Annotated in this window: 22 protein-coding genes; 5 read left to right on the top strand and 17 right to left on the bottom strand. The window is 72.4% G+C overall.

Annotated elements, in window-relative coordinates; translation table 11 throughout:
• Positions 1–87: 87 nt before the first annotated feature.
• Positions 88–1,422: a histidinol dehydrogenase gene (gene hisD / locus CWOE_RS00650; protein ID WP_012931617.1), complete on the top strand. Its 1,335-nt coding sequence runs from the start codon at positions 88–90 to the stop codon at positions 1,420–1,422.
• A 62-nt stretch (positions 1,423–1,484) separates the two neighbouring features.
• The gene (locus CWOE_RS00645) at positions 1,485–4,280 is read left to right on the top strand and encodes a PKD domain-containing protein (RefSeq protein WP_012931616.1); all 2,796 of its coding nucleotides are present in this window, start codon (positions 1,485–1,487) and stop codon (positions 4,278–4,280) included.
• A gap of 89 nt (positions 4,281–4,369) precedes the next feature.
• Here the strand turns inward: CWOE_RS00645 and CWOE_RS00640 are convergent, their stop codons facing one another.
• The 8 genes from CWOE_RS00640 to CWOE_RS00605 all read right to left on the bottom strand — a co-directional run bounded on the left by CWOE_RS00640 (position 4,370) and on the right by CWOE_RS00605 (position 14,488).
• On the bottom strand, positions 4,370–5,122 hold the full coding sequence (locus CWOE_RS00640; RefSeq protein WP_012931615.1) for an SDR family oxidoreductase: 753 nt from the start codon (positions 5,120–5,122) through the stop codon (positions 4,370–4,372).
• A 4-nt stretch (positions 5,123–5,126) separates the two neighbouring features.
• On the bottom strand, positions 5,127–7,028 hold the full coding sequence (locus CWOE_RS00635) for a glycoside hydrolase family protein (protein WP_012931614.1): 1,902 nt from the start codon (positions 7,026–7,028) through the stop codon (positions 5,127–5,129).
• A 135-nt stretch (positions 7,029–7,163) separates the two neighbouring features.
• On the bottom strand, positions 7,164–9,089 hold the full coding sequence (locus CWOE_RS00630) for an endopygalactorunase (protein ID WP_012931613.1): 1,926 nt from the start codon (positions 9,087–9,089) through the stop codon (positions 7,164–7,166).
• 171 nt (positions 9,090–9,260) lie between these two features.
• Complete coding sequence (locus tag CWOE_RS00625; RefSeq protein WP_012931612.1) at positions 9,261–10,403, bottom strand: MBL fold metallo-hydrolase; 1,143 nt, start codon at positions 10,401–10,403, stop codon at positions 9,261–9,263.
• Positions 10,400–11,182, bottom strand: coding sequence for an SDR family NAD(P)-dependent oxidoreductase (locus CWOE_RS00620; RefSeq protein WP_012931611.1), 783 nt, complete (start codon positions 11,180–11,182; stop codon positions 10,400–10,402). The genes CWOE_RS00625 and CWOE_RS00620 overlap by 4 nt, the downstream gene beginning before the upstream one ends.
• Positions 11,179–12,357, bottom strand: a complete 1,179-nt coding sequence (locus CWOE_RS00615; RefSeq protein WP_012931610.1) for a mandelate racemase/muconate lactonizing enzyme family protein — start codon at positions 12,355–12,357, stop codon at positions 11,179–11,181. Before CWOE_RS00615 ends, CWOE_RS00620 begins: the two co-directional genes overlap by 4 nt.
• Positions 12,357–13,106, bottom strand: coding sequence for an SDR family NAD(P)-dependent oxidoreductase (locus CWOE_RS00610; protein WP_012931609.1), 750 nt, complete (start codon positions 13,104–13,106; stop codon positions 12,357–12,359). Before CWOE_RS00610 ends, CWOE_RS00615 begins: the two co-directional genes overlap by 1 nt.
• Positions 13,103–14,488, bottom strand: coding sequence for a hypothetical protein (locus tag CWOE_RS00605; RefSeq protein WP_012931608.1), 1,386 nt, complete (start codon positions 14,486–14,488; stop codon positions 13,103–13,105). The genes CWOE_RS00610 and CWOE_RS00605 overlap by 4 nt, the downstream gene beginning before the upstream one ends.
• 85 nt (positions 14,489–14,573) lie before the next feature.
• Here CWOE_RS00605 and CWOE_RS00600 point away from each other — a divergent pair, with 85 nt between their 5' ends.
• Together CWOE_RS00600 and CWOE_RS00595 are read left to right on the top strand one after the other, a co-directional pair.
• A complete protein-coding gene (locus CWOE_RS00600; protein WP_012931607.1) occupies positions 14,574–15,590 on the top strand; it encodes a C-terminal binding protein in 1,017 nt (338 codons plus the stop codon).
• A gap of 3 nt (positions 15,591–15,593) precedes the next feature.
• Entirely contained in the window at positions 15,594–16,325 is a 732-nt protein-coding gene (locus CWOE_RS00595; RefSeq protein WP_012931606.1) for an acetoacetate decarboxylase family protein, read from the top strand.
• On the opposite strand, the gene CWOE_RS00590 is transcribed toward CWOE_RS00595, so the two are convergent.
• From CWOE_RS00590 to CWOE_RS00560, 7 genes are all read right to left on the bottom strand, one after another.
• Positions 16,319–17,173, bottom strand: a complete 855-nt coding sequence (locus tag CWOE_RS00590) for an ATP-binding cassette domain-containing protein (RefSeq protein ID WP_012931605.1) — start codon at positions 17,171–17,173, stop codon at positions 16,319–16,321. The two genes, CWOE_RS00595 and CWOE_RS00590, sit on opposite strands and share 7 nt — an antisense overlap.
• A complete protein-coding gene (locus tag CWOE_RS00585; protein ID WP_012931604.1) occupies positions 17,160–18,167 on the bottom strand; it encodes an ABC transporter ATP-binding protein in 1,008 nt (335 codons plus the stop codon). The genes CWOE_RS00590 and CWOE_RS00585 overlap by 14 nt, the downstream gene beginning before the upstream one ends.
• A complete protein-coding gene (locus tag CWOE_RS00580; protein WP_012931603.1) occupies positions 18,164–19,030 on the bottom strand; it encodes an ABC transporter permease in 867 nt (288 codons plus the stop codon). The genes CWOE_RS00585 and CWOE_RS00580 overlap by 4 nt, the downstream gene beginning before the upstream one ends.
• Positions 19,023–19,985, bottom strand: coding sequence for an ABC transporter permease (locus tag CWOE_RS00575; protein ID WP_012931602.1), 963 nt, complete (start codon positions 19,983–19,985; stop codon positions 19,023–19,025). The genes CWOE_RS00580 and CWOE_RS00575 overlap by 8 nt, the downstream gene beginning before the upstream one ends.
• A gap of 5 nt (positions 19,986–19,990) precedes the next feature.
• A complete protein-coding gene (locus CWOE_RS00570; protein ID WP_012931601.1) occupies positions 19,991–21,565 on the bottom strand; it encodes an ABC transporter substrate-binding protein in 1,575 nt (524 codons plus the stop codon).
• 68 nt (positions 21,566–21,633) lie between these two features.
• Positions 21,634–21,984: a nuclear transport factor 2 family protein gene (locus CWOE_RS00565; RefSeq protein ID WP_012931600.1), complete on the bottom strand. Its 351-nt coding sequence runs from the start codon at positions 21,982–21,984 to the stop codon at positions 21,634–21,636.
• Positions 21,977–22,705, bottom strand: coding sequence for an SDR family NAD(P)-dependent oxidoreductase (locus CWOE_RS00560; protein WP_201447100.1), 729 nt, complete (start codon positions 22,703–22,705; stop codon positions 21,977–21,979). The genes CWOE_RS00565 and CWOE_RS00560 overlap by 8 nt, the downstream gene beginning before the upstream one ends.
• Positions 22,706–22,900: 195 nt before the next feature.
• Between CWOE_RS00560 and CWOE_RS00555 the strand changes: the two genes are divergently transcribed.
• Complete coding sequence (locus CWOE_RS00555) at positions 22,901–23,581, top strand: GntR family transcriptional regulator (protein WP_041729998.1); 681 nt, start codon at positions 22,901–22,903, stop codon at positions 23,579–23,581.
• A gap of 19 nt (positions 23,582–23,600) precedes the next feature.
• Here CWOE_RS00555 and CWOE_RS00550 read toward each other — a convergent pair whose 3' ends face one another.
• On the bottom strand, positions 23,601–24,464 hold the full coding sequence (locus CWOE_RS00550) for a DNA-methyltransferase (protein ID WP_012931597.1): 864 nt from the start codon (positions 24,462–24,464) through the stop codon (positions 23,601–23,603).
• 29 nt (positions 24,465–24,493) lie between these two features.
• Positions 24,494–24,775 (bottom strand): helix-turn-helix transcriptional regulator, encoded by a 282-nt coding sequence (locus CWOE_RS00545; protein ID WP_012931596.1) that lies wholly within the window; start codon positions 24,773–24,775, stop codon positions 24,494–24,496.
• Between the last annotated feature and the right edge of the window lie 47 nt (positions 24,776–24,822).

The raw sequence follows: 24,822 nt of genomic DNA, 5'->3' as shown, positions 1-24,822 counted from the left end.
TCGCCCGCCGGCTTCCTGACCGGGCGGCTTGCATCCACCCCCTCTTGACTCGTAGCATGACTCCGGAGTCAACTAGGAGTCATGGATATGGCAGAGGTTCTGAAGGCGGCGAGAGACGGCTGGACGGGCGCGCGGACGCGGTCCGGTCGGGCGACGAGCGAGGGCGGCGACAGAGCGAACGGCGCGAGCGATCCGGCGGTCGTCGCGACCGTCGCCGAGATCATCGGCGCGGTCCGCGAGCGCGGGGACGCGGCGGTGCGGGAGCTGTCAGCGCGGTTCGACCGCTGGGAGCCGGAGTCGTTCCGGCTCACGACCGAGCAGATCGACGCGTGCGTCGCGCAGGTGAGCGAGCAGGCGCTGGCGGATCTGCGCTGGTGCCAGGAGCAGGTCCGCGCCTTCGCGCTCGCGCAGCGGGCGTCGCTGCACGACGTCGAGGTCGAGACGCAGCCGGGCGTGCGGCTCGGGCACCGCCACGTGCCGATCGCGCGCGTCGGCGCGTACATCCCCGGCGGGCGCTACCCGATGATCGCCTCCGCCGCGATGTCGATCCTGACGGCGAAGGCGGCCGGCGTAGAGCACGTGATCGCGTGCACGCCGCCGCTGGACGGCGCGCCCCCGGCGCTCACCGTCGCCGCGATGCAGCTCGCGGGCGCCGACGAGATCCACGTGCTCGGCGGCGTCCAGGCGGTCGCCGCGATGGCCGTCGGGACCGAGACGATCGAGCGCGTCGACTTCCTCGCCGGGCCCGGCAACGCGTACGTCGCCGAGGCGAAGCGGCAGCTGTTCGGCGAGGTCGGGATCGACCTCTTCGCCGGCCCGACCGAGATCCTCGTGGTCGCCGACGAGACCGCCGACCCGGAGATCGTCGCCGCCGACCTGCTCGGCCAGGCCGAGCACGGCCTGACCTCGCCGGCCGCGCTGATCGCGACCGACGCGGGCCTCGCGCGCGCGGCGCTCGCCGAGATCGAGCGTCAGCTCCAGACGCTGCCGACCGCCGACGTCGCCGGCCCGGCGTGGCGCGACTACGGCGAGGTCCACCTCGTCGGCGACCGCGAGGAGGCGGCCGCGCTGGCCGACGCGTTCGCCTACGAGCACGTCGAGATCCTGACCGCGGAGCCGCGCTGGTTCCTCGACACGCTGCGCCAGTACGGCGCGCTCTTCCTCGGCGAGGGCACAACCGTCGCGTACGGCGACAAGGCGATCGGCACCAACCACGTGCTGCCGACCGCCGGCGCCGCCCGCTACACCGGCGGCCTCTGGGTCGGGAAGTTCCTCAAGACCGTCACGTACCAGGAGTGCGACCCGGCGGCGAGCGCGCGGATCGGGGAGATCTGCGCCCGTCAGTGCCGCCTGGAGCACTTCGAAGGCCACGCGCGCAGCTGTGACGTGCGCGTGCGCAAGTACGCCGGCGCGCTCGTCTAGCGCTCGGTGACCATCGCGCCGCGGCGGCTCGCCGCCGCGGCGCACGACGAAGGAGAGAGTCCATGTCCCTGTGGTCCACCGCGCGACGCGCGGTACCCACCGCGCTCGTCGCCGCCGCCGCTGTCGGCGCCGTCGCGAGCGCACCCGCCGCCGCGGCGCCGGGAGACCCGTCGGCCGACGTGACGGCGGCGCCGTACAACGCGGCCGGCGACGACACGACGAACGATCGCGCCGCGATCCAACAGGCGATCGACGACATCGGCGCCAGAGGCGGCGGCGAGGTGATCGTGCCGGCCGGCAGAACGTTCCTGACGGGCAGCCTGAAGCTGAGATCCGGCGTCACGCTGCGGCTCGACGGCACGCTGAGACAGAGCCAGGACGTCGCCCACTACGCGAAGGCGCCGATCCCGGGCCTCGACATGCCGACGGACATCCCCTGGCATCGCGCGTACTTCCACAACGATCCGCTGATCGGCGCGATAGGCGTCCACGACGTCGCGATCGTCGGCAGCGGCAAGCTGCAGATGACCGTCCAGGCCGATCACACGAGACGGATCGACATCATCCCCGTCGGCTTCTTCGAGGCACAGCGCTTCACCCTCCGCGGCATCACGATCCGCGAGGCGCGCACGACGATCATCACGATGCTGCACTCCAGCGACGGCCTCGTCGCGAACAACGACGTCGCGACCTCGCCCGACCTCGGCGCCGACGGCATCGTCGTCAGCGGCTCGCAGCGCGTGAGAGTGCTGCACAACAGAGTCCGCACGAGCGACGACAACTTCGTTCTGGAGACGAAGCACCTCGACCCGCGTGACCAGGATTCGTGGTGGAGCTCGGCGACCTCGACGCCGCTGAAGGACATCGAGCTGGCGTACAACGACGCCGAGAACTTCGGCGCGCGCTACTCGATCGCGTTCCTCCCGTGGGCGAGCACGCCGGCCGACAAGCGCGACGCCGCGATCTCCGACATCTGGATCCACGACAACAGACTCGTGTCGAGAAACGACACGTGGGTCTACTGCGACTGCGACAACCCGTTCAACCCGGAGAGAAGACCGTTCATCCAGCCGACCCGGCGCGGCGAGCAGGCGCCGATGACGCGGATCGTGATGGAGAGAAACACCTACGACGGCAGAATGTGGCCGTTCTACTCGTGGGTCCCGCCCGTCTTCACCGACTCGCGCTTCGAGATCGCGCGCGCGAACGCACCGGCGCTGATGAACGGCGACTTCGAGAGAACCGCGGCCGTCTGGTGGAGCCCCGAGGGCAACGCCGGCGCGACCGACGACCCGGCCGAGGTGCCGGAAGCGGCCGAGGCCGCGTTCGCGAGACGCGGCGGCAGCTTCGCCGCGTACCTGGAGACGCGCCGCAATCAGAGAGCCGCGCTCTACCAGGGAATCAGCCTGAAGAACGCCGCCACGCTGCAGATGCCGCGTCTCGGCCTCGGCAACAGAGCGGTCTACACGTTCGAGGCGAACGTCGTCACGAGCGGCCACGCGTTCGCGCTCGTCGCGCGCGACACCTGCGCGAACAGAGAGCTGGCACGACGGCTCGTCGCCCCGCGCAGCTTCCGCCGCGAGCGGCTGCTGATCCCGGTCGAGACGAACTGCGACCTCGTCCGCGTCGGGATCGAGCGGACCGCCGCGAACGGCGCCTGGGCGCTGCTCGACGACGCCGAGCTGCACATGCCGGTGATCGACAGCGAGGACCCGCGCTGGGTCCTGAGAGGCATGTGGATGCGCGACTGGTCGGGCTGGGACGTCGGCGAGACCGACCACCACGCCGGCGACGACGGCGGCTCCGCGGCGCTGACGTACACCGGCGGGCAGGCGAAGCTGATCTCCGCCAGAAAGCCGTGGGGAGGAATCGTCGAGATGTCGGTCGACGGGGCGGCGAGAGGCGACGTCGACCTCTACGGCAGCCAGCAGATCGGCGGGCTCGAGGTGTTCGACACGGGCACCCTGAGCAGCGGCAGACACACGCTGAGACTCACCATCACGGGCCGCAAGAACGCGGCGTCGGAGAACGACTACGGCATCTTCGACGCGATCGTCGTGCCGGAGTGGGTCAACCCCGCCGCGCCCGCCGCGCACCTCGAGGAGCTGCGTCCGGACCTCGGCGCGGTCGTCGTGCCGGGCAGAGCGCTCGTCGGCCACCCGGTCTACGTGGAGGCGCCCGCGTACGCGCCGCGCGGCGGCGGCGTGACGGTCGGCTGGAGACTCGGCGACGGCACGACGACGAGCGGTTCGAAGGCCAACCACGTCTACGACGCGCCCGGCACGTACACCGTGACGGTCGAGGCGAGAGACACGCACGGCGAGACGACGACGGCGACGCGCACGATCGTCGTCAGAGCGGGCCCGTCGGGCCTCGCAGGCCTGGACGGCGCGGCCGGCGCTGACGGAACCGACGGGGCGCCCGGCGAGCGTGGGGCCGACGGTCCGGCAGGGCCTGCGGGCGCGGCCGGCGCGACGGGCGCGACCGGTCCGGCCGGCGCAACGGGCGCAGGCGGCCCGACCGGGGCGCGCGGCGCCGCTGGGCCGAAGGGCGACGCGGGCGATCCGGCGAACGTGTCGGTCAGCTGCACGCTCGTCAAGCGCCGCACGGCGGTGCGCTGCACCGTGGCGGCGACGAGAGCGCGGGCGCGCGGAGCGGCGCGCGTGAGCGGAACGTTCCGCACGGCCGGGACGACGGCGCGCGCCGCCGGCTCGGGCCGCGTCGCCGTCACGCTGCGTCCGGCGCAGCGGCCCACGAAGAGCGCGCGCGTCGCGGTGCGGCTGCGCGTCGACGGGATCGCGAAGGACCTGGTCGTGCCGCTCGGCACGACGCGAAGCGTCGCGCTGCCGCGTAGGTAGCGCGCCGGCCACCCGGGCAGTCGGCCCTTTTCTCTCCCCACGGGGCCGACTGCCCGCACGGCGGCCGCCCGGCGCCGCGCGCAAGCAGCTCAGCGCGCGGTCCAGCCGAGGTCCATCGTCACCGGCACGCCCGTGAAGGCGCGGCCGGCGGGGCCGAGCAGGAAGGCGACGGTCGCGGCGATCTCCTCCGGTTCGAGCAGCCGCTTGACGGCGTGCGGCGCGAGGATCACGTCGCGCAGCACGTCCTCCTCCGGCAGGCCGTGCGCGCGCGCCTGGTCGCCGATCTGCGCCTCGACGAGCGGGGTGCGGACGAAGCCCGGGCAGACGGCGGTCGCCGTGATCCCCTGCTCGGCGCCTTCGAGCGCGAGCGTCTTGACCAGCCCGAGCACGCCGTGCTTGGCCGACACGTACGCCGACTTGAACGGCGAGGCGACCTGCGCGTGCGCCGAGGCGACCGCGACGATCCGTCCGTCGCCCGAGGCGGCGAGCGCCGGCCAGGCGTACTTCGCGAGCAGGAACGGGCTCGTCAGCATCAGCGCCAGCAGCGCGTCCCAGCGGTCCTCGGGGAAGTCGGCGACGGGCGCGACGTGCTGCATCCCGGCGTTGGCGACGATCGCGTCGAGCCGGCCGAAGCGGTCGAGCGCGTGCTCGACCGCGGCGCGGTTCCCCTCGCGGGTGGTCAGGTCGGCGGCGAACGACGCGCCCGGCCCCGTCTCCGGGTCCGGGCGCAGGTCGACGGCGAGCACGTCCCAGCCGGCGTCGCCGAGGGCGGCGACGATCGCGCCGCCGATGCCGCCGGCGGCACCCGTCACGAGCGCCGCCGGCCGTCTGTCTGCGTTCATCCGCCTACCGTACGACCTCGACCGCGTCGACCGAGATCACCGTGTTCGCCGACGCGGGGTGCTTGGTCCAGGTCGGCACCACTCTCAGCTCGTGCGTCCCGGCCGCGACCGTGCCGGTGTCGTACGTGACGTACTGCAGGTCGGTCGTCGGGCTGTACTGGTCGATCGTCGTCTTGTAGACGCCGTCGAGGTAGACGTCGGCTCTGCCGCGGTCGCCGCCGCGGACGGCGAGCACTCTCGCGCGCGTGCCACGGAACGTGACGGTCGCGCTCGATCTGGTGCCGGCCTGCGTCGCCATCCGCTCCGTCCCGCCGTGGTCGCCGGCGCGCTCGTAGAGGTACCAGAGGCCCTCGTACGAGATCACCGGGTCGTCGTTGTCGATCCGCGGCCCTTCGAGCAGCACGTCGTCGACGCGCAGGCCGCCTGAGGTGAACGTGCCCGAGTCGAACCCGACTATGTACCGGCCGCAGCTCGACGCCGCGGTGAATCTGAGGCTGACGTCGGTCCACGCGAGCGAGCTGACGTTCTGCGTCACGCCCGTGCCGCCGCACGTGTCGTACACATACATCCGCGCCGGGCTCCCGTCCGGTGTCTGGATCCGCGCGCGCAGCGTGTACGTCTGCCCGCCGGTCAGCGACACGCCCTGGTAGAGCGTCGTGTAGCCGACGTCGAAGTACTGGATGTAGCCGTACCACGAGCCGTTCTGGCCGACGGAGTAGTCGGCGGCGTCGGACTGGCCGGCTCTGCTCACGCGCGACCAGTACGCGTGGCCGGTGCGCTCGAAGCCGCCGTTGCGGATGAACGTCGGGCTCGTCTTGGCGAAGTCGGCGACGAGGTTCTGGATGTGCGCCTTCGTCAGCGCGGTCGATCCGGTGTATCTGTTTCTGGCGAACGTCAGGTCCTTCATCGGCGCCTGGTCCTGCTCCTGGTTGGTGAATCTCGACGGCGGCTCGCCGGTGTACGGGTCGTCGCACCAGCAGCCGACCGCGTCGGTCGCCGCGAGCGTGTTGTCGTGGACGCGCACGTCGCTCATCTCGACCTGGCGCTGGTCGCCGTACGCGGTGCCCCAGGGGATCAGCGCGATCGCCTTGCAGCAGGTCGAGGTCGCGTAGTTGTTGTCGATCTCGATGTCGTTGATCGGCTCGGGCACGGCCGTCGACCACCACGTCGTGCCGCGCGGGTCGTTCCACTGCGTCCACAGCACGATCGTGTCGTCGCTGGTCGCGTCCATCGTGTTGCCGGTGACGCGCACGTGCTGCGAGTTGCCGATCGCGACGCCCTCGACGTTGGTGTCGAGGTCGTCTCTCATCGTCATCCCGGAGACGATCCCGTTGTCGACGGTGTAGAGCGAGACGTTGCTCGCGCTCGCGCCGATCATCGTCAGGTTGGAGATTCTGAACCCGTCGACCTTGTGGAAGCCGATCCCCATCGCGTGGATCGTCGTCTCGTCGGTCAGCGCGCGCGTCATCTCGATCGTGCCGCCGCCCGTCACGGTGACGTTTCTCGCGTTGCCGGAATGGATCAGCGGATAGTTCCGGTACATCGCGATGTTCCACTCGATCGTGCCGTCGATCATGTGGCCGAGCACCGGTCTGTGCGCCCAGTGCGACTGGTTCTGGCTCATCTTCAGCGTCGCGCCGCCGGCGATCTCCAGCGTCACGTTGCTCTTGACCGAGACGTCGCCGGACAGGAACGTCCTCGGCGCGGGCAGCGTCACCTTCCCGCCACCCGCCGCGCTGACGTCGTCGATCGCGCTCTGGATCGCCGCACGGTCGTTCGTCACGCCGTCCCCGGCAGCTCCATACGGCGCTGCGGTCACGTCCACGTCGAGCGCGGAGGCGGCCGCGGGCAGGGCAAGGCATGCCGTCACCGCGGCCACCAGGCCGCTGACAAGCAGTCGTCGCATCTCTCCCACCTTTCAATAGGCTAGATGCTATAGCTAACAGATCCGAGTGCCCGCCCGCAAGCAGGCCGGGCCCAGCGCGGTGGGAGAGATCGCCGCGCCGACCCGGCCTCGCGTCAGCGTGGTGTCATCGCATCGTCACCACCCCGAGACGTTGATCGCGTCGATCGTCACGTAGGTGTACGTCGAGAGCGGGTTCTTCGCCCACTGCGGCCGTATCCCGAGCACGTGCGTGCCTCTGCTCAGCACCCCGGTGTCGTAGATCTCGGCCCAGCCGTAGCTCGCGCTGTACGTGTCGACCGTGCCCTTGAAGACGCCGTCGAGCCAGACGTCGGCATAGCCGCCGTTGGGGCCGACGATCGTCCGCCATCTGGCGCGGTTGCCCTCGAACGTGACGTTCGCGGTCGTTCTGTCGGCGACGGCGAGCATGTGCGTGCCGCCGGAGTCGCTCGGATGGACGTTCTGGTGCCAGAGGCCGGCGTAGCCGATCCGCGGGTCGCCGTCCTCGATCACGCTGCCGAGCAGCCGCGCGTCGTCGATCCGGCCCCAGCCTCTCGTCTGGCCGGAGGAGTCGATCCCGACGTGGTAGTTCGAGCAGGCCGAGGTGGTCGTGAACGACAGGTCCTCGGTCGACCAGCCCGTCCCGCTGACCCATTTGGCCGCGACCGTCGCGCCCGTGCACTGGTTGTGGACGTACATCCGCACCGGGTCGCCGCTCGTCTGCACCCTGGCGCGGAACGTGTAGCTCGTGCTCGCCGGCAGGCCGACGCCCTGCGCGAGCGCGGTGTAGCCGTCGCCGAAGTTGGTGATGTAGCCGAACCATCTGCCGGTCTGACCGGCCGCGAAGGTCTCAGCGCCGACCTGTCTCGCGGTGCCCGATTTCGACCAGTACGCGATCCCGGTCTCTTCGAAGCCGCCGTTCTTGAGGTACGGGTTGCCGGGGTGGAACGACGCGCCCTGGATCCCGCTGATTCTCGCTCTCACGAACCCGTCGAGACTGCCGGCGTAGCTGTTGCCGGAGAACGTCACATTGGTCATGGGCGCCTGGTCGTCCTCGACCGCCGTGTACGCCGGCCCGTAGGAACCTCTCCACGGGTTGTCGCACCAGCACTTGACGGAGTCCCAGCTGCCCGGCGCGTTGAGGACGTTGTTCTCGATCCGGATGTCGCGGAACTCGATGTCGCGCTGGTCGGGCGCCGAGGTGCCCCACGGGATGAACGCCAGCGCGCTGCAGCACTCCGCCTCCACGATGTTGTCGCGGATCACGACGTCGACGAGCGGTCTCGGCACGTCGCTTCTCCACCAGCCGGTGGCGCGCGGGTCGCCGTAGGTCGTCGACAGGGCGATCCCGTCGTCGGTGACGCCGGGGGTGCCGTCCGGGTCGCGCATCAGGTTTCTCTCGACGAGGATGTGCTGTGAGCTGACGACCTCGATGCCGGAGACGGTCGGTCCGCCCGGCTCGTTGAGCGTCGTGTCGCGCACGACCCCGTTGTCGTTGAAGTAGAGGCCGACGTACGGCGTCGTGCCGCCGATCGCATGGATGCCGGAGATCTCGAACCCGGAGACGTCCCACATCCCGATCGCGTTGGTGCGAATCGTCTGGCTCGCGTCCGGGAGCTGCGTCATCTCGATCGTGCCGGCACCGGTCAGCTTCACGTTTCTGACGCTGCCGCCGTAGATCAGCGGGTAGTTGCGGTAGAAGGTGAAGTTCCACGGGATCGTCTCGTCGATCAGCGCCCCGCGCAGCGGTCTGTCGGCGTAGTGGGTGATCTCCTGGCTCTGCTTGACCTTCGCGCCTCTGGCGATGTGCAGCTCGACGTTCGTTCTGAGATGCAGGTTGCCGGTCAGGTATGTCTTCGGCGCCGGCAACGTCACCTTGCCGCCACCGGCGGAGGCGACGTCGCCGATCGCTCTCTGAATCGCCGCCCGGTCGTTCGTCACGCCGTCACCGGCGGCGCTGTACGGCGCCGCGGTGACGTCCACGTCGAGTGCGCTGGCCGCGGCCGGCAGGCCGAGCATCAGCGCCGCGGCAGCCAGCAGGCTCCCGCGCAGGGACCACCTCATCCCACGCCCCTTTCAATAGGCTAGATGCTATAGCTCTACCATGGATGACTCGCACGATGCAAGCGGAGTCATCGCTGTCGGCGACGCTCGACGGACCGTCGTCCGGCTACGGGCGTGACGGTCACGGTGCTCGGTGGGCCGAGACCAGCGGCGCGTGAGCGGGCCGAACGGTCAGGCGAGCGCGTAGCGCGCGGGGAGGCCCGGGCGGCGGCGGATGCGGCCGCGCGCGCACAGCTCCTCGACGTGGCCGAGCAGCGGCTGGGCGAGCGTGTGGTTCGCGTCCGGCGGCCATGTGGCGACCGCCGGGGCGGCGAGCGCGATCAGCTGCGCGAGCGTCGCCTCGCGGCCGTCGGCGAGGGAGCTGAGCAGCGCCCGCTCCAGCGCCGTGGCGAACGCCGCGCTCTCGTCGAGGTAGGCGCCGGCCGCCGCCCCGTCGAGCGGTTCGAGATGGGAGCACAGCAGGCGCTCGGCGCCGAGCCCGCGCAGCCGCGCGATCGTGTCGCGGTACGCGGGCAGGAAGCGGTACGTCGGGGCGAACGCGGGCGCGCCGTCGGCGCCCGGCGCGGCGGCGCCGAGGACCGCGTCGGCCGCGATCGCCGTACCGCTCGCCGCGTCATGCAGCGCGAGGTGGCCGGCGGTGTGACCGGGGACGGCGAGGAGCGAGACCCTCCACGCGCCGGCGTCGCGCGGCGGGCCGCCACGCGCAGGGTCGGCGGGCGGACGGTCGTCACGCGGCGCGGCGCCGGCGGGACGCGCGAGCGTGACCGTCCCGTCGTCCACCGTCAGCGTCGCGTCGCCGTCGAAGACGGCGTCGATCGTGCCGTCGTCGGCGTTCGCGCGGACCCAGGCGACGAAGTCGCGCGACTGGTCGATCGCGTGGTCGGCGCGGAACTCGCGGTAGCGCCGCTCCAGCAGCAGCTCGGCCGACTCGATCAGCGCGCGGTCACGCGCGCCGCAGATCGTCGTCGCCTGCGGCGCGAGCCGACGGACCGCGCCGAGGCCGCCGGCGTGGTCGACGTCGGCGTGCGTCACGACGACCGCGGTCAGGTCCTCCCAGCCGAGCCCGCGCGCCGCGAGCGCCGGCCCGATCGTGCGCTCAGGCGTCGCGGCGAGGCCCGTGTCGACGAGCACCGCCCCGCGCGCGCCGACGAGCAGGAAGACGGACAGGAAGCGGCCGTCGTCGAGCGGCTCGACGATCCGCGCGATCCGGCCGACGCCGCCGGCACCAGCCGCACCAGCCGCGCCGCCGACGCCGGCCACGGCGCTCGCGCCAGCGGCCCCGCTCGCGCCAGCCACACCAGCCGCCCCGCTCATCTCAGCCCGTACCGCTCCGCCAGCTCCGGGTCGAGCGGGGGCGGCACGAGCGCGGTCGTCCAGCCGCCGTCGACCGCGATCGACTGGCCGGTCAGGAACGACGCCTGCTCGGACAGCAGGAACGCGGCGACGGCGGCGATCTCGGCCGGCTCGCCGATCCGGCGCAGCGGCGCCTGACGCTCCAGCCCGGCGCGGCGCGCGGCGCCGTCGTCGGCCTCCTCGAAGCTCCGTTCCAGCGCCTGCGTCATGACCGCCCCGGGGGCGATCGCGTTGGCGCGGATCCCGTACGGGCCGTAGGCGGAGGCGACGTGGCGGGTGAGCGCGTCGATCGCGCCCTTCGACGTGTCGTAGGCGGCGTGTGCGACCGCGCCCGCGCGGCCGTGGATCGAGGAGATGTTGACGATCGCGCCCGGCGCGCCGCGCTCGGTGAACGAGCGCACGGCCGCCGAGCAGCCCCAGTAGACGCCGTCGACGTTGACGGACAGCAGCCGCCGCACCTGCTCGGGATCGGGGTCGTGCAGCGTCCCCTGCGTCGTGATGCCGGCGTTGTTGACCCAGCCGCCCAGCGGCGCGAGCGCCTCGGCCGCGGTGACCGCGGCGGCGATGTCGTCGCGGTCACCGGCGTCGCCGACGACCGTCGCGGCGACGACGCCCTCCAGCTCCGACGCCAGTGCCGCGTCGTGCTCGAGCGCGACGACCGCCCAGCCGTCCGCCGCGAGCCGCTCGGCGATCGCGCGGCCGATGCCGGTGCCCGCTCCCGTCACGACGACGCTGCTCATCTCACGCGCTCCTCGTCGAACGCCAGGCCGAGCCCGGGCCGGTCGGACGCGACCCAGCGACCGTCCCGCAGCGGCGGATCTCCGGCGACCAGCAGATGTGCGGGATCGTACGGGTTGCCGCCGGGGACCTCCGCGTCGAACAGCTCGACCCACGCCGGGCGCGGCTGCGCCGCGGCGAGGTGCACGCTGATCTCCGGGTAGACGTGGAACGAGACCTCGACGCCGGCGTCGCGCGCGCGAGCGAGCACGCCAAGCGACGGCGTCACGCCCCCGACCGCGAGCACGTCGAGCCGCAGCACGTCGAGCGCGCCGGCGTCGAGCAGCGCGGCGTACGTGCGCGGCTCGGTCACCTCGTCGCCGACGCCGAGCGGGAACGGGCCGTCGCGGCGGATCCGCGCGCAGCCGTCCGCATCCTCGGGCACGAGCGGGTCCTCCAGCCACGCGAGCGGCGGCTCGCCCCACTGCGCGATCTCGGCGAGCGCCTGCTCGGCGTCGCGCCAGACGAAGCCGCAGTCGGCGACGAGCCCGCAGTCGCCGGGAAGCCCGGCGACGATCCGCTCGATCAGCTCGCGCATCCGCGCCGGGTCCGGGTCGCGGCTGATCTTCACGCGGCGGAAGCCGCGCCCGGCGCCGGCCAGGACTTCGGCGGCGACGTCCGCCGGCGTGCGGTCCGGCGTCGGGTAGGCGGCGACGAGCAGCGCGGGCGCGGAGCCGTCGGGCGCCGCCGCGGAGCCTCCGCGCGGACCGGTCGCGCCGGGGCTGTCGCCTCCGGCCGCCGCGCCCGCCCCGCCTTCGTGCTCCGCCAGCAGCCGCCACAGGGGCACGCCGGCACGCTGCGCGCGCACGTCCCACAGCGCGACGTCGACCAGCCCGAGCGCGCGCATCGCGACGCCGGAGCGGGCGACGGCGACGTTCGCGCGCTGGACCTCGTCCCAGCGCTGCTCGACCGCGGCGGACGAGCGACCGACGACGTGCGGCGTCACAAGCCGCTCGACCAGCGCCTGAACCGGTGCGTTGCGCGTGAGGCAGTACGCGCGACCGCTCAACCCGTCCTCGGTCGTGACCGTCGCCGCCGCGTACTCGCGCGCGACGATCTCCATCGACCCGAGCTTCAGCGGGCGCGGCAGCGGCAGCGCGACGGTCGCGACGCGGACCTCGCGGATCGCGTCGCTCATCAGTCGATTCCGACGACGCCGATGCCGAAGTCGGCGAGGAAGCCGCCGTCGGCGTAGAGCACGTGGCCGGTGACGTACGACGCCGCCGGCGAGGCGAGGAACGCGATCACGGAGGCGATCTCGTCCGCTTCGGCGAGCCGCCGCATCGGGATCCGCCCGAGCACCTCGTCGTTGTCGAGCTGTCCGGAGGCGAGCGCCGCCTCGTAGACGCCGCTGGAGACGTAGCCCGGACCGACCGCGTTGACACGCACGCCGCGCGTCGCCCATTCGACCGCGGCCGTCTTCGTCAGCCCGACGATCCCCGCCTTCGTCGCGCCGTACGGCGCGCGGCCGGGCTGGCCGCGGTCGGCCGCGACCGAGACGATGTTGACGATCGAGCCGCCGCCGTCCTGCGCGAGCATGATCCGCCCGGCCGCCTGCGTCCCGTTGAACGCGCCGTGGAGGTTGACGCCGACGACCGCGTCCCACTCCTCGAACGTCAGGTCCTCCAGCCGCGCGCGCTTCGTGATGCCGGCGTTGTTGACGGCGAGCTGAAGCCCGCCATGGCGTTCGGCGACCGACCGCATCGCAGCGTCGACCGCAGCGTTGTCGGCGACGTCGACGACGTGGTCCTCGATCGCAGGATCGGGCTCGGCCGGCGGGCTCACGTCGAACGAGGCGACGGCCCAGCCCTGTGCCGCGAGGTGGCGCGCCGTCGCGCGGCCGATGCCGCTCGACGCCCCCGTGATCACCGCTGTCTGCCCGCTCATCGAACCGTCTCCTCGTCCGTCAGCCGTGCGGCACCCGCCGCCGCGGCCTCGATCGCCGTCTCCAGGCAGCCCGCCGCGAGCGGGGTCTGCCACACCGTGTACGCATCGTCGCGCGCATACAGCTCCCGTGGCGGGAGGTATGCCGGACCCGACCAGTTCGCCAGGTTGAGCACGACCACGGCGCGGTCCGGGAAGCGGCGCCGCAGCTCGCGCTGGAAGAGCGAGTACGCCTCGCCCGACTGCGCGACGACGAGCGCGCCGCCGAGCTGCCACACCCACACGCGCCACGGCACCGCCGGCCCGTCGCCGAACGTCTCGCGCATCAAGGCCGCGCGCCGCAGCCGCTCGGCGCGGCTGAGCGGGTCGATCTCCGCCCAGCGCTGCTCCAGCTCTGCCACGGTCGGCTGCGGCTTGAGCGGCATGTCGAACGCCTCGACCGTCGTCGCGAGCCGATCCGGCCAGGCGTGCTCGACCGGCCACCACGGCGCCAGCGGCGCGCCCGACTCGACCGCCGGATGGAGCGCGAGCGCGACGCCGGGGGGCGGCAGCTGCTCCAGGGCGGCGAGCGCCGCGTGGCCGACCGCGCGGCCGTGACGGTCGGCGACGGCGACGTCGCCGGTGTACTGGTCGCGCGGCGCAAGCTCGCCGGCGGCGCCGAGCAGGAAGAGGCACGGTGCGCCGCCGGTCGCGTCTTCGACCGTCTCACGCAGCGCGCCGACGTAGTCGGGCGAGGTGAGCGTGTTCTGCCAGGCGAGCGTCGTCGGGTGGCAGGCGTAGTTGACGAGCGTCGCGAGCACCGTGCCATCGGCGGCGGTGACGCGGCCGGCGAGCAGCGTGTCGTCAGCCTCGGCGTCGGGGTTCCAGCCGATCAGCGGGCGGCCGTCGACGGTCAGGTCGCGCGCGCCGGCGACGGCGGAGCGGCCGGTCGACCACGTGAGCGTCGCCGGGACGGTCGCGGCGAGCGCGTCGCGCGTCGCCTCGGCGGCGGCGATGCGCAACGCGTCGAGGTACGGCGCGACCAGCTCGCCGCCCGGGAAGTCGCGCGCGTCGCGCGTCAGCAGCGGCGCCGAGTGGCTGTGGCTGAGCGTGACGATCGCGCGCGCCTCGTCCCCGCCGGCGGCCGCGAGCACCGCCTCGCGGACGTGCCACTCGTCCTCACGCGCGCGCCACCACGAGCCGTCGAGCGCGACGAGCACGAGCGGGGCCGCATCGGCGCCGTCGCGCAGCGCGAGCGCGGTCAGCGTGAGCGGCCGGTGGACGCCGGTCGAGCGGCGCTCGGTCGCTGGGCCCCACGCGTTCTGCGCGATGCCGGGCGGCGGCGTGACGTCGCGCCGGGCGACGCCGATCCAGCCTGCGAATCCGGGTGCGGCAACGGTCCTCATGCAATCCCTCACGTTGATCACTGTCTTGCTAGACGCTATAGTATCTAGCCTTGCTCCGTCAATCTGACCAAGGACGAACCTCCGCATGACCCCGAGCGATCTGCGCCCCCGGGGCGTCGTGGTCGTCACCGACTCCGACCTGCCGACCGAGGGCGTCGCCGAGCGCGTCCTCGAAGCGGCCGGCTGGACGGTCCGACGCGCCGCCTGCCGCACCGCCGACGACGTGCGCGAGGCGGCAGCCGGCGCCGTCGCGCTGATCGTCCAGTGGGCGCCCGTCGACGCGAGCGTGCTCGCGAACCTGCCCGACTGCCGCTTCGTCAGCCGTCTCGGGATCGGCTACGACATGATCGACGTCGCCGCCGCGACGGAGGCCGGCATCCCGGTCGCCAACGTGCCCGACTACTGCGTCGAGGAGGTCGCCGCGCACACGCTCGCGTTCGTCTTCTCGCTGACGCGCCGGCTGCCGCAGCTCGACGCCGGCCTGCGCGCCGGCCGCTGGGCCGCGAGCGACGACGGCGACGGCGCGCGGCGCCCCCAGGGCACGACCGTCGCGGTGCTCGGCCACGGCCGCATCGGCGCGCGCGTCGCGCAGCAGGCCGCGTCCGTCGGCTTCGACGTGCTCGTCCACGACCCGCACGTGCCGGCGGAGCGGGTCGAGGCCGCCGGCCACGTCGCCGTCACGCTCGACGAGGCGCTGGAGCGGGCCGACGTCGTCAGCCTCCACGTCCCGCTCACGCCGCAGACGCGTCACCTGCTCGACGCGCCCGCGCTCGCGCGGATGCGGCCTGGCAGCGCGCTCGTCAACACCTGCCGCGGCGGGCTCGTGGACGAGACGGCGCTCGCCGACGCGCTCCGCTCCGGCCAGCTCGGCGCCGCCGCGCTCGACGTCTTCGAGTCCGAGCCGCTGCCGGCCGACAGCCCGCTGCGCGACGCGCCGAACCTGCTGCTCTCGCCACACGCCGCGTGGTACTCGCCGATCGCGCTGCTGGAGCTGGAGGAGCGCGCCGCTCAGCAGGTCGCTGACTTCCTCGACGGCCGCCCGGTGCCGACGATCGTCAATCCCGGCTACGCTCGGGTGCGCGCCGACGGCGCCCCCGTCTAGCCGATGACGTTCGACCCGCGCACCATCACCAGCACGCCGCACGGCGCTCCGCTCGTCCCGCGGCTGCCGCTGCGCCTGCGGCGGACCGAGATCCTCACGGTCGTCTACGAGACCGACCCGTCCGCCGCCGACGCGCTGGTCCCGGAGCCGCTCGAGCTGGCGGCACCGCGCGTGCTCGTCAACGTCTACTGGATGCACGACGCCGAGTTCTTCGGCGTCTACGGCGAGTCGGCCGTGCAGCTGCCGGTGCGGCTGCCGGACGGCTCGCCGGCGATGTACTCGCCGCTGCTCGTGCTCGACTCCGACGCGGCGGTCGCCGCCGGGCGCGAGCTGTACGGGCAGCCGAAGAAGGCCGGCAACGTCACGCTCAGACCGCACGGCGACCTGCTCGTCGGCCGCGTCGAGCGCAACTCGATCGACGTGATCACGCTGACGATGTGCTGGAAGCAGCAGGCATGCGCGCCCGACGTGCTGGAGCCGCTCGTCCCCGGCAGCGGCACGAACGTCAACCTGCGCGTGCTCCCGGCCGACGGCGACGACGTCACGCGCGAGCTGGTCGTGCGCGACTTCGAGGACGTCGTCGTGCACGAGTGCTGGACCGGCCCCGCGACGATCGAGCTGCGGCCCAACGCACAGGTGCCGGCTCATCTGCTGCCGGTGCGCGAGGTGCGCGCCGCGACGCACCGGCTGGTCGACCTGACGCTGCCGCCCGGCCGCGTCATCCACCGCTACTGAGCGCCGGCCGCCGCGGCGGTGCGCGCCGCGCGGCGGCGCGCCCGCTCCGCGGCCGGGTCGACCGCCGGGATCGCCTGCATCAGCTGCCGCGTGTAGTCGTGCTCGGCGGCGCGGAACAGCTGCTCGCGCGTGCCGCGCTCGACGATCGAGCCGCGCTGCATCACCGCGACCGTCGAGGCCATGTAGCGGACGACGGCGAGGTCGTGGCTGATGAACAGGTACGTCAGCCCGAGCCGCTGCTGCAGCTCGTTGAGCAGGTTGAGGATCTGCGCCTGGATCGAGACGTCGAGCGCCGAGACCGACTCGTCGAGCACGACGAAGTCCGGGTCGAGCGCGAGCGCCCGTGCGATCGCGACACGCTGGCACTGGCCACCGGACATCTCGCGTGGCCGCCGCTCGCGGTAGCTCTCGCCGAGGCCGACGAGATCGAGCACCTCGGCGACGCGCTGCGCGCGCGAGGCGCGGTCGCCGACGCCGTGCGCCTCCAGCGGCGCGGCGACGATCTGCGCGACCGACTGGCGCCGGTTGAGCGCCGCGAACGGGTCCTGGAAGACCATCTGCATGCGGCGGCGCAGCGCGCGCAGGTCGCCGCGGCCGAGCGCGTGCACGTCGACGCCGTCGAAGCGGACGCTGCCGCCGTCGAGCGGCAGCAGCGCCAGCAGCGCGCGCGAGACCGTCGACTTGCCCGAGCCGGACTCGCCGACGAGGCCGAACGTCTCGCCTCTGCGGATCTCCAGCGAGACGTCGTCGAGCGCGGTCAGCTCCTCCCCGCGGCCGAGGCGGAAGCGCTTCACGAGCCCGTCGGCGACGACGAGCGGCGCGGCGGCGGTGGCTTCAGACACGGACATCGGACTCCTCGAGGGTCTGGGCGCGCGCGTCGGCGAAGTGACAGGCGACGGGACGGCCGGCGGCAGACTCCAGCGCCGGGCTGTCGGTGCGGCAGACGTCCTGCGCGTGCGGACAACGCGGGTGGAAGCTGCAGCCGCTCGGCAGCCGGCCGGCGAGCGGCGGCTGTCCGCCGATCGTCGGGATCGGCACGCCCAGCTCCAGCGACAGGTCGACGGCGGCGCCGAGCAGCGCCTCGCTGTACGGGTGGACCGGCGCGCGGTACAGGGCCTCGGCCTCCGCGCGCTCGACGATCCGCCCGCCGTACATCACCTGGATCGAATCGCAGAAGCCGGCCGCGACGCCGAGGTCGTGCGTGATCAGCATGACCGCGGTGCCGTGGTCCTCGACGAGACGGTCGAGCAGGTCCATGATCCGCGCCTGCGTCGTGACGTCGAGCGCGGTCGTCGGCTCGTCGCAGATCAGCACGGCCGGGTCGGCGCACATCGCCATCGCGATCATCACGCGCTGGCGCATGCCGCCGGAGAACTCGTGCGGGTACTGCTCCACGCGGCGCTGCGGGTGCGGCACGCCGACGCCGTCGAGCAGCTCGATCGCGCGCTCGCGCGCGCCTCTGCGGTCGAGCCGGCTGTGGAGGCGGATCGCCTCCTCCAGCTGGTGGCCGACCGTCTGCACGGGGTTGAGCGCCGACATCGGGTCCTGGTAGACCATCGCCACGCGCCCGCCGCGGACCTTCTCCATCTGACGCGGCTTGAGCGTCAGCAGGTCCTCGCCCTCCAGCAGCACCTGGCCGGACAGCTGCGCGCGGCGGGCGAGCCGCATGATCGCGAGCGCGGTCAGCGACTTGCCGGAGCCGGACTCGCCGACGAGGCCGAGCCGCTCGCCTCTGCGCAGCGAGAAGGAGACGCCGCGGACCGGCTCGATCGGGCCGAACGCGACGCGCAGGTCGCGCACGTCGAGCACCGCGTCGGTGACCGTGTCGGTGGTCTCGCTCATCCGGTCCGTCCTCGCAGGTCGTCCGTGCCGCCGAGCTGGTCGGCGAGCAGGTTCAGCATCCAGATCGTCAGGAAGATCGCCAGCGCCGGGAAGATCACGCCCGTCGTCGACTGGTACATCTTCTGGTAGCCCTGCTGCAGCAGCGTGCCCCACGACGCCTCCGGCGGCTGCACGCCGAGCCCGACGAAGCTCAGCGCGGCCTCCAGCACGATCGCGTTGGCGGCGTTGATCGCCGCCTGCACGCCGAGCGGCGCGGAGATGTTCGGCAGCACCTCGCGCAGCACCAGCCGGCTGCGCGTCGCGCCGTAGGCGACGGCCGCCTGCGTGTAGTCGGACTGCAGCTCGCTGAGCACGGCGCTGCGGATCATCCGCGCGGTCACGGGCGTCAGCAGCACGCCGACGATCAGCGCGAGGCCGGCCGTGGTGGCGCCGAACGCGGCGACGAAGACGAGCGCGAACAGCAGCTGCGGGATCGCCATCGTGACGTCGGCGAGCCGCATCAGCAGCTCGTCGAGCAGGCCGCGGCCGAGCGCCGCGGCGAAGCCCCACAGCGCGCCGAGCAGCATCGAGACGACGGTCGCGCCGGCGGCGATGCCGAGCGAGATGCGCCCGCCGTCGACGACGCGCGCGAACAGGTCGCGACCGAGCTCGTCGGTGCCGAACCAGTTGGCGGTGCCGGGGCCGGCGAAGCGGTTGGCGTTGTCGATCGTGCTGGGGTCGTCCGCCAGCAGCGGCCCGACCGCGCACAGCAGCACGATCAGCCCCAGCACCGCGAGCGCGGCGACGGTCACAGCCGAGCGGCGGCGCGGGGAGCGGCGGCGGCCGGTCAGGCGCAGGCCGAGGGGGAACGCGGGGCTAGCCATGTGCGCCTCCGCCGCGCAGGCGGGGATCGAGCACGCCGTAGAGCACGTCGACGACGAGCGTGGTGAAGATGAACAGCGCGCTGATCAGCAGCACGACCGACTGCAGGACCGCGTAGTCGCGCTTGAAGACCGACTCGACCGCGAGCGAGCCGAGGCCGGGGATGCCGAAGACGTACTCGACGATCACGACGCCGCCGAGCGTGTAGCCGACGATCATGCCGAGCATCGTCAGCCCCGGGATCAGCGCGTTGCGGAGCGCGTGTGAGACGACGACGCGGCGGTGCGGCACGCCCTTCCCCTCCGCGGTGCGGATGTAGGACGAGTCGAGCACCTCGATCATCGAGGCACGCAGGTAGCGCAGGATCAACGGCGCCGCCGCGATCGCGAGCGTCAACGCGGGCAGGATCATCCGCTTGACGTTCTCGGCCGGGTCCTCGTTGAACGGGACGTATCCGCGCGCCGGCAGCCAGCGCAGCTCGACGGCGAAGACGAGGATCAGCAGGATCCCGAGCAGGAACTGCGGCAGCGCCATGCCGACCGTCGAGCCGGTCGTGACGAGGCGGTCGAACCAGCTGCCGCGTCGCAGCGAGCAGAAGACGGCGGCCGGCACTGCGATCAGCAGCGAGAAGAAGATCGCCACTCCGGTCAGCTCGAGCGTCGCGCCGATCCGGCGGCTGATCAGCTCGGTGACGGAGAACTGGCTGAAGTACGACTGGCCGAAGTCGCCGCTCAGGACGCCCCCGACCCAGTCGAAGTACTGCTGCAGGATGGGATCTTCCAGCCCCGCCTCGCGGCGGAGCTGGTCGATCGCCTCCGGGTTCGCCCCGGCGGTCGCGCCGAGGCGCGTGATGATCGGATCCCCCGGCAGCAGGCGGAGGATCACGAAGACGAGGACGGATGCGGCGACCAGCATCAGGATGCTGGTCGCCGCCCGCCGGATGACGAACCCGAGCACGGCTGCTACTCCGCGGCGACGCCCGCCTGCTCGAGGTGCAGCTGGCCGCCGCCCTCCATCCAGACGCCTTCGACGTTGGACCGCATGGACGACACCACCTTGACCTGCAGCGGGATGATCAGCGGGACCTCTCTGTTGACGATCTCCTGCACCGTCGCCCACTTCTCCTTCGCCTTCGTCTCGTCGGGCTCGGCGAGAGCGGCGTCGTAGGCGCTCTCGAACTCCGGGTTGTCCCAGTTGCACTCGCAGCGGCCTCTGCGGTAGAAGCCGAAGGCGTCGGCCGGCGAGGGCGGGAACGAGGCGAGGTTCGGCACGAGGAAGTTCGGGAATCTCTTGCCGGCCGGGTAGAACTTGTCGGCCCAGGTGGAGATCTCGCGGTTCTCGATCTTCAGCTCGATGCCGATCTCTCTCAGGCTCGCCTGCACGATCTCGGCGGCGGTCGTCCACTCGGCGTTCGTGCCGGCGGTGCCCCACCAGGTGATCGTGTCGCCGGCTCTGATGCCGGCCTCCTCGAACAGCGCTCTGGCCTTGTCGAGGTCGTAGCTGTAGTCGGTCAGCTCGCCGCCGTAGTACGGGTTGTTCGTGCTGAGCGGGTTGTTCGTCGGGGCGAGGTCGCCGAGGCCGTAGTAGGCGCTCTGCAGCACGGCCTCGCGGTCGACGGCGTAGGCGACGGCCTGCCGCGCCTTGACGTTGTCGAACGGCGGCGCGGTCGTGTCGAACTCCCAGTCGACGTACTTGCTCGGCACCTCCGGCTCGACCGTCTTGAGGTCGGGATCGCCCTCCAGCGAGGCGACGTCGGTCGGGTTGGTCGCCCAGATCACGTCGATGTCGCCGGCGCGCAGCGCGCCGAGCGCGGAGGTCGTGTCGGTCGCCTTGACGATCTCCATCTCTCTCAGCGGCGCCGGGTCGCCCCAGTACTCGGGGTTGGGGACGAGCGTGACGTGGTCGTCCGGGACGAAGTCCTTCACGGTGTACGGACCGGTCACGACCGGTCTCTTGTCGATCTGGCCGACGTTGTCGACGTCGACGATCTTGACCCACACGATCGCCTCGGGGAAGAGCGCGTTCGGCTCTCTCAGCTGCACGACGACTCTCGCGGGCCCGTCCGCTCTGACGCTCGCGATCGTGGCGATCTTGTTCGCCTCCTGCGTCGTCGTTCTGGGGTCGAGGTAGTACTCGAACGCCTTCACGACGTTTCTCGACGTGAGCGGTCTGCCGTTGGAGTATCTGACGTCGGTCCGCAGCTCGAACGTCCACGTTCTCTGATCGGGCGAGGCGCTCCACGATCTGGCGATGTCGGGGACGACGTCGCCGTTCTCGTCGGCCTTCGAGAGCCCGTTCCACAGCAGCGGGAAGAGCACTTCTTCCCAGCCGAACGTCCGGATCACCGGGTTCAGCTGCGGGATGCCGTCCGTATGGGCGACGGTGAGCGTTCCGCCCTGCGCGACCTGCGCCGGCGTGTCGCCGGTGGACGTGTCGCCGCCGGAGTCGCCCGACGTGCTGCTGCTGTCACCACCGCAGCCCGCGACGGCGAGCGCACACGCGACCGTCGCCGCCGCAACTGTCCTCTTCCACCTCATGAGCACCTCTCATTGACTTCACTCGTTCTCCCCACGATACGAGATACTAGACGCTATAGCATTTCGCGTCAATCGCCGGAGACCGGGATCCGTCCTGTCATGTCGGCCCGCACGATACGGCCGTCGACGACCTCGAACACGCCGACCAGCTCGACCGTGCCGCTCGGGCCGAGGACGCGCTCGTGGGCGGCGACCCAGCGGTCGCCGTAGACCGTCGTCGCGTGGATCGTGCAATGCAGCGGGTCCTGCCGGAAGCGCGCGGCGTAGATCTCGCGCATCTCGTCGTGCCCGTTGACGACGCGGTCGGGCAGCAGCCCGTGCAGCGCGGCGTCGGGCGCGTAGGTCCCCAGGAACGCGTCGAGGTCGCGCGCGTTGAACGCGTCGACCTGCGCACGGAAGACCTGCTCGGCGTCAGCCATCGATCCGCACCCCTCCGTTGACGTCATAGGTGGCGCCGGTCGTGAAGCCGGCGGCCGGCGAGGCCAGCAGCGCGATCGCCGAGGCGACCTCGTGCGGCTGGCCGAAACGGCCGAGCGGCGTCGCACCGGTCAGGCCGGCGGCCGCCTCGTCGGAGAGCTTGCCGGTGATGCCGCTGCGGACCGGGCCGGGAGCGACGGCGTTGACACGGATGCCCTCGGCCGCGAGCAGGCGCGCGTAGGAGCGCGTGATCGCGAGGATCGCCGCCTTGCTGGCGGCGTAGTGGACCGACGTCGCGACGCCGCCCAGCTCGCCGGCGACGGACGAGACGTTGACGACCGAGCGGTCGCCGGCTGCTGCGCGCAGCAGCGGGAGCGCGCCGCGCAGCGCGAGGAAGGTGCCGCGCGCGTTGGTCTCCAGCACCGCGTCCCACTCCGCGACGGAGATCTCGTCCGCGGGCGTGTACGGGCAGACGCCGCCGTTGTTGACGAGCACGTTCAGCTCGCCCCACCGTCCGGCGACCTCGTCCAGCAGGCGCTCGATCGCGCCGGCGTCGCCGAGGTCGAGCCGCGAGACGTGGGCCTCGGCGCCGTGGCGCCGGACCTCGTCGGCCGTGGCGGCGGCGCCCTGCTCGTCGCGCGCGTAGGTGAGCCAGACGTCGCAGCCGCCCGCGGCGAGCGCGGCGGCGGCGGCGGCGCCGATGCCGGAGCTGGCGCCAGTCACGAGCGCGCGGCGGCGGGACGAAGCACCCGGAGATTCAGAAGCAGTGTCCATCTACTTCGTATACCATATAGCATGTTGCGTCGCTGTTCCGGTCGCGTCGCAGCACGCGCTCAACCTCGATCCACCCGTTCGTGGCGGATCCGGCCCCAGCGCGATATAGCATCTAGCTTCCTGCACTCCGACACCGTGGTCAAATTGCCTGCTCCCCGCCTTCAGCCGGTTGATGACAAGAACCTCGCCGACCGGGTCGCCGACCAATTGCGCGAGACGATCCAGAGCGGCGGCTACGCCCCCGGCGAGCGCCTCGTCGAGCGCAGACTCGCGAGCGAGCTGGGCGTCAGCCACATCCCCGTGCGCGAGGCGCTGACGCGCCTGACCGAGGAGGGCCTGGTCGAGCGGCTGCCCCGCCGCGGCTGCCGCGTCGCCGCGGTCAGCGCGAAGGACCTGCGCGACCTGTCGAGCCTGCGCGTGCTGCTGGAGCAGTACGTCGCCGAGCGGGCGCAGGAGAACTGGACGCCGAGAGCCGAGCGTTCGCTGCGCGAGCTGGTGGCGCAGATGGAGGCGGCGGCCGACCGCGGCGACACCAGCCGCCTGTCCGACCTCGACGTCCGCTTCCACGAGCAGCTGTGGGCGCTGACCGATCACGAGATCCTCGTCGACCTCGTCTCGCAGCTGCGCGGCCGCATCAGCGGCTTCCTGCGCGCGGCGACGAACGCGCTCGAACCGGAGGCGCTGCGCGCGCACGCCGCGTCGCACGGCGAGCTGATCGACGCGATCGCGAGCGGCAAGTCCGGCAAGGCAAGACGCGCGATGGCCAAGCACGTCGAGGACGCGGCGAAGCGCCTCCAGGAGAACGCGCCGCCCGAGGCCGGGTAGCGCGCTCGCGGCGCGCCGCCTACTCCGCGGTTCCCAGCCGCTTGCGCATCACGTCGATCGCCTCCGCGTGCGAGTCGACGAGCACGTAGCGCCGGCCGAGGCCGGCGGCGACGGCGCCGAGCGTGCCGGAGCCGGCGAAGAAGTCGAGGCACCAGCCGCCCGGTCTCGATGAGGCGGCAACCATCCGCCGGACGACCCCCGCCGGCTTCTGCGTCGGGTAGCCGGTCTTCTCGTACCCGTTCGTCGGCACGATCGTGTGCCACCAGACGTCGGTCGGGCGCTTGCCACGTGCGACCTTCTCCGGCGTGACGAGCCCCGGCGCCATGTACGGCTCGCGGTCGACCGCCTCGGCGTCGAAGTGATGGGCGCCGGGTGTGCGGACGTAGACCAGGATCGTGTCGTGCTTCGCCGGCCAGCGCGATCTCGGCTTGCCGCCATAGTCGTACGCCCAGATGATTTCGTTGAGGAAGCAGTCGCGCCCGAAGATCTCGTCGAGCAGCAGCTTGCAGTAGTGCGCCTCGCGGTAGTCGATGTGGAAGTACAGCGTGCCGTGCTCGGCGAGCAGCCGGCGGGCGTGCTCCAGCCGCGGCGCGACGAAGCCGAGGTAGTCGTCGAACGTGTCGCCGTACGCGAGCGCCTGCAGCAGCTGCGAGCGGTAGCGCCGCCCGCCGAAGCCGGTCCGGTCGCCCTCCACGTCGGGCTCGAACACGAGCGTGCGGCGCCGCTGCGCCTTGCCCGTGTTGAACGGCGGATCGATGTAGATCATGTCGAACGCGCCGTCGGGCAGCAGCGGCAGGACGTCGAGGTTGTCGCCGTGGACGACGAGATCCTCTCCCCCCAGCTCGATCCGTTCAGGCAACTCGCCGGTGCTCAGCACGCGCATCGCGCGCCGGACCGTACACGCAGCCCGGCTCATCCGTGCCGCCGCCCGTGCCGCTCGGCGCGGCAGTGCTCGTAGAGCAGGACCAGCTCCGAGAGCGGAAGGTCGAGTCCGCGGACGAGCGAGAGCAGCGTCTTGAAGGTCGGATTGATCTCGCCGCGCTCGATCGCGCCGACGTAGTTGCGGTGCAGGCCGGAGTGGAAGCCGAGCTGCTCCTGGGAGAGGTCGCGGCGGGCGCGCAGCTCACGGACGGCTCTGCCGAGGACGACGTGCTCCGCCGAGACCGGCGTGCGGGAAGTACGCTTGTGGTGCATGGGGGTGTACGCCTCCTGTGCCGGGCCGGGGGCTGTGTGCGCAGCGC

This window comes from Conexibacter woesei DSM 14684 (assembly GCF_000025265.1).
Classification (GTDB): domain Bacteria; phylum Actinomycetota; class Thermoleophilia; order Solirubrobacterales; family Solirubrobacteraceae; genus Conexibacter; species Conexibacter woesei.
This window is presented reverse-complemented; position numbering and strand designations above follow the sequence as displayed.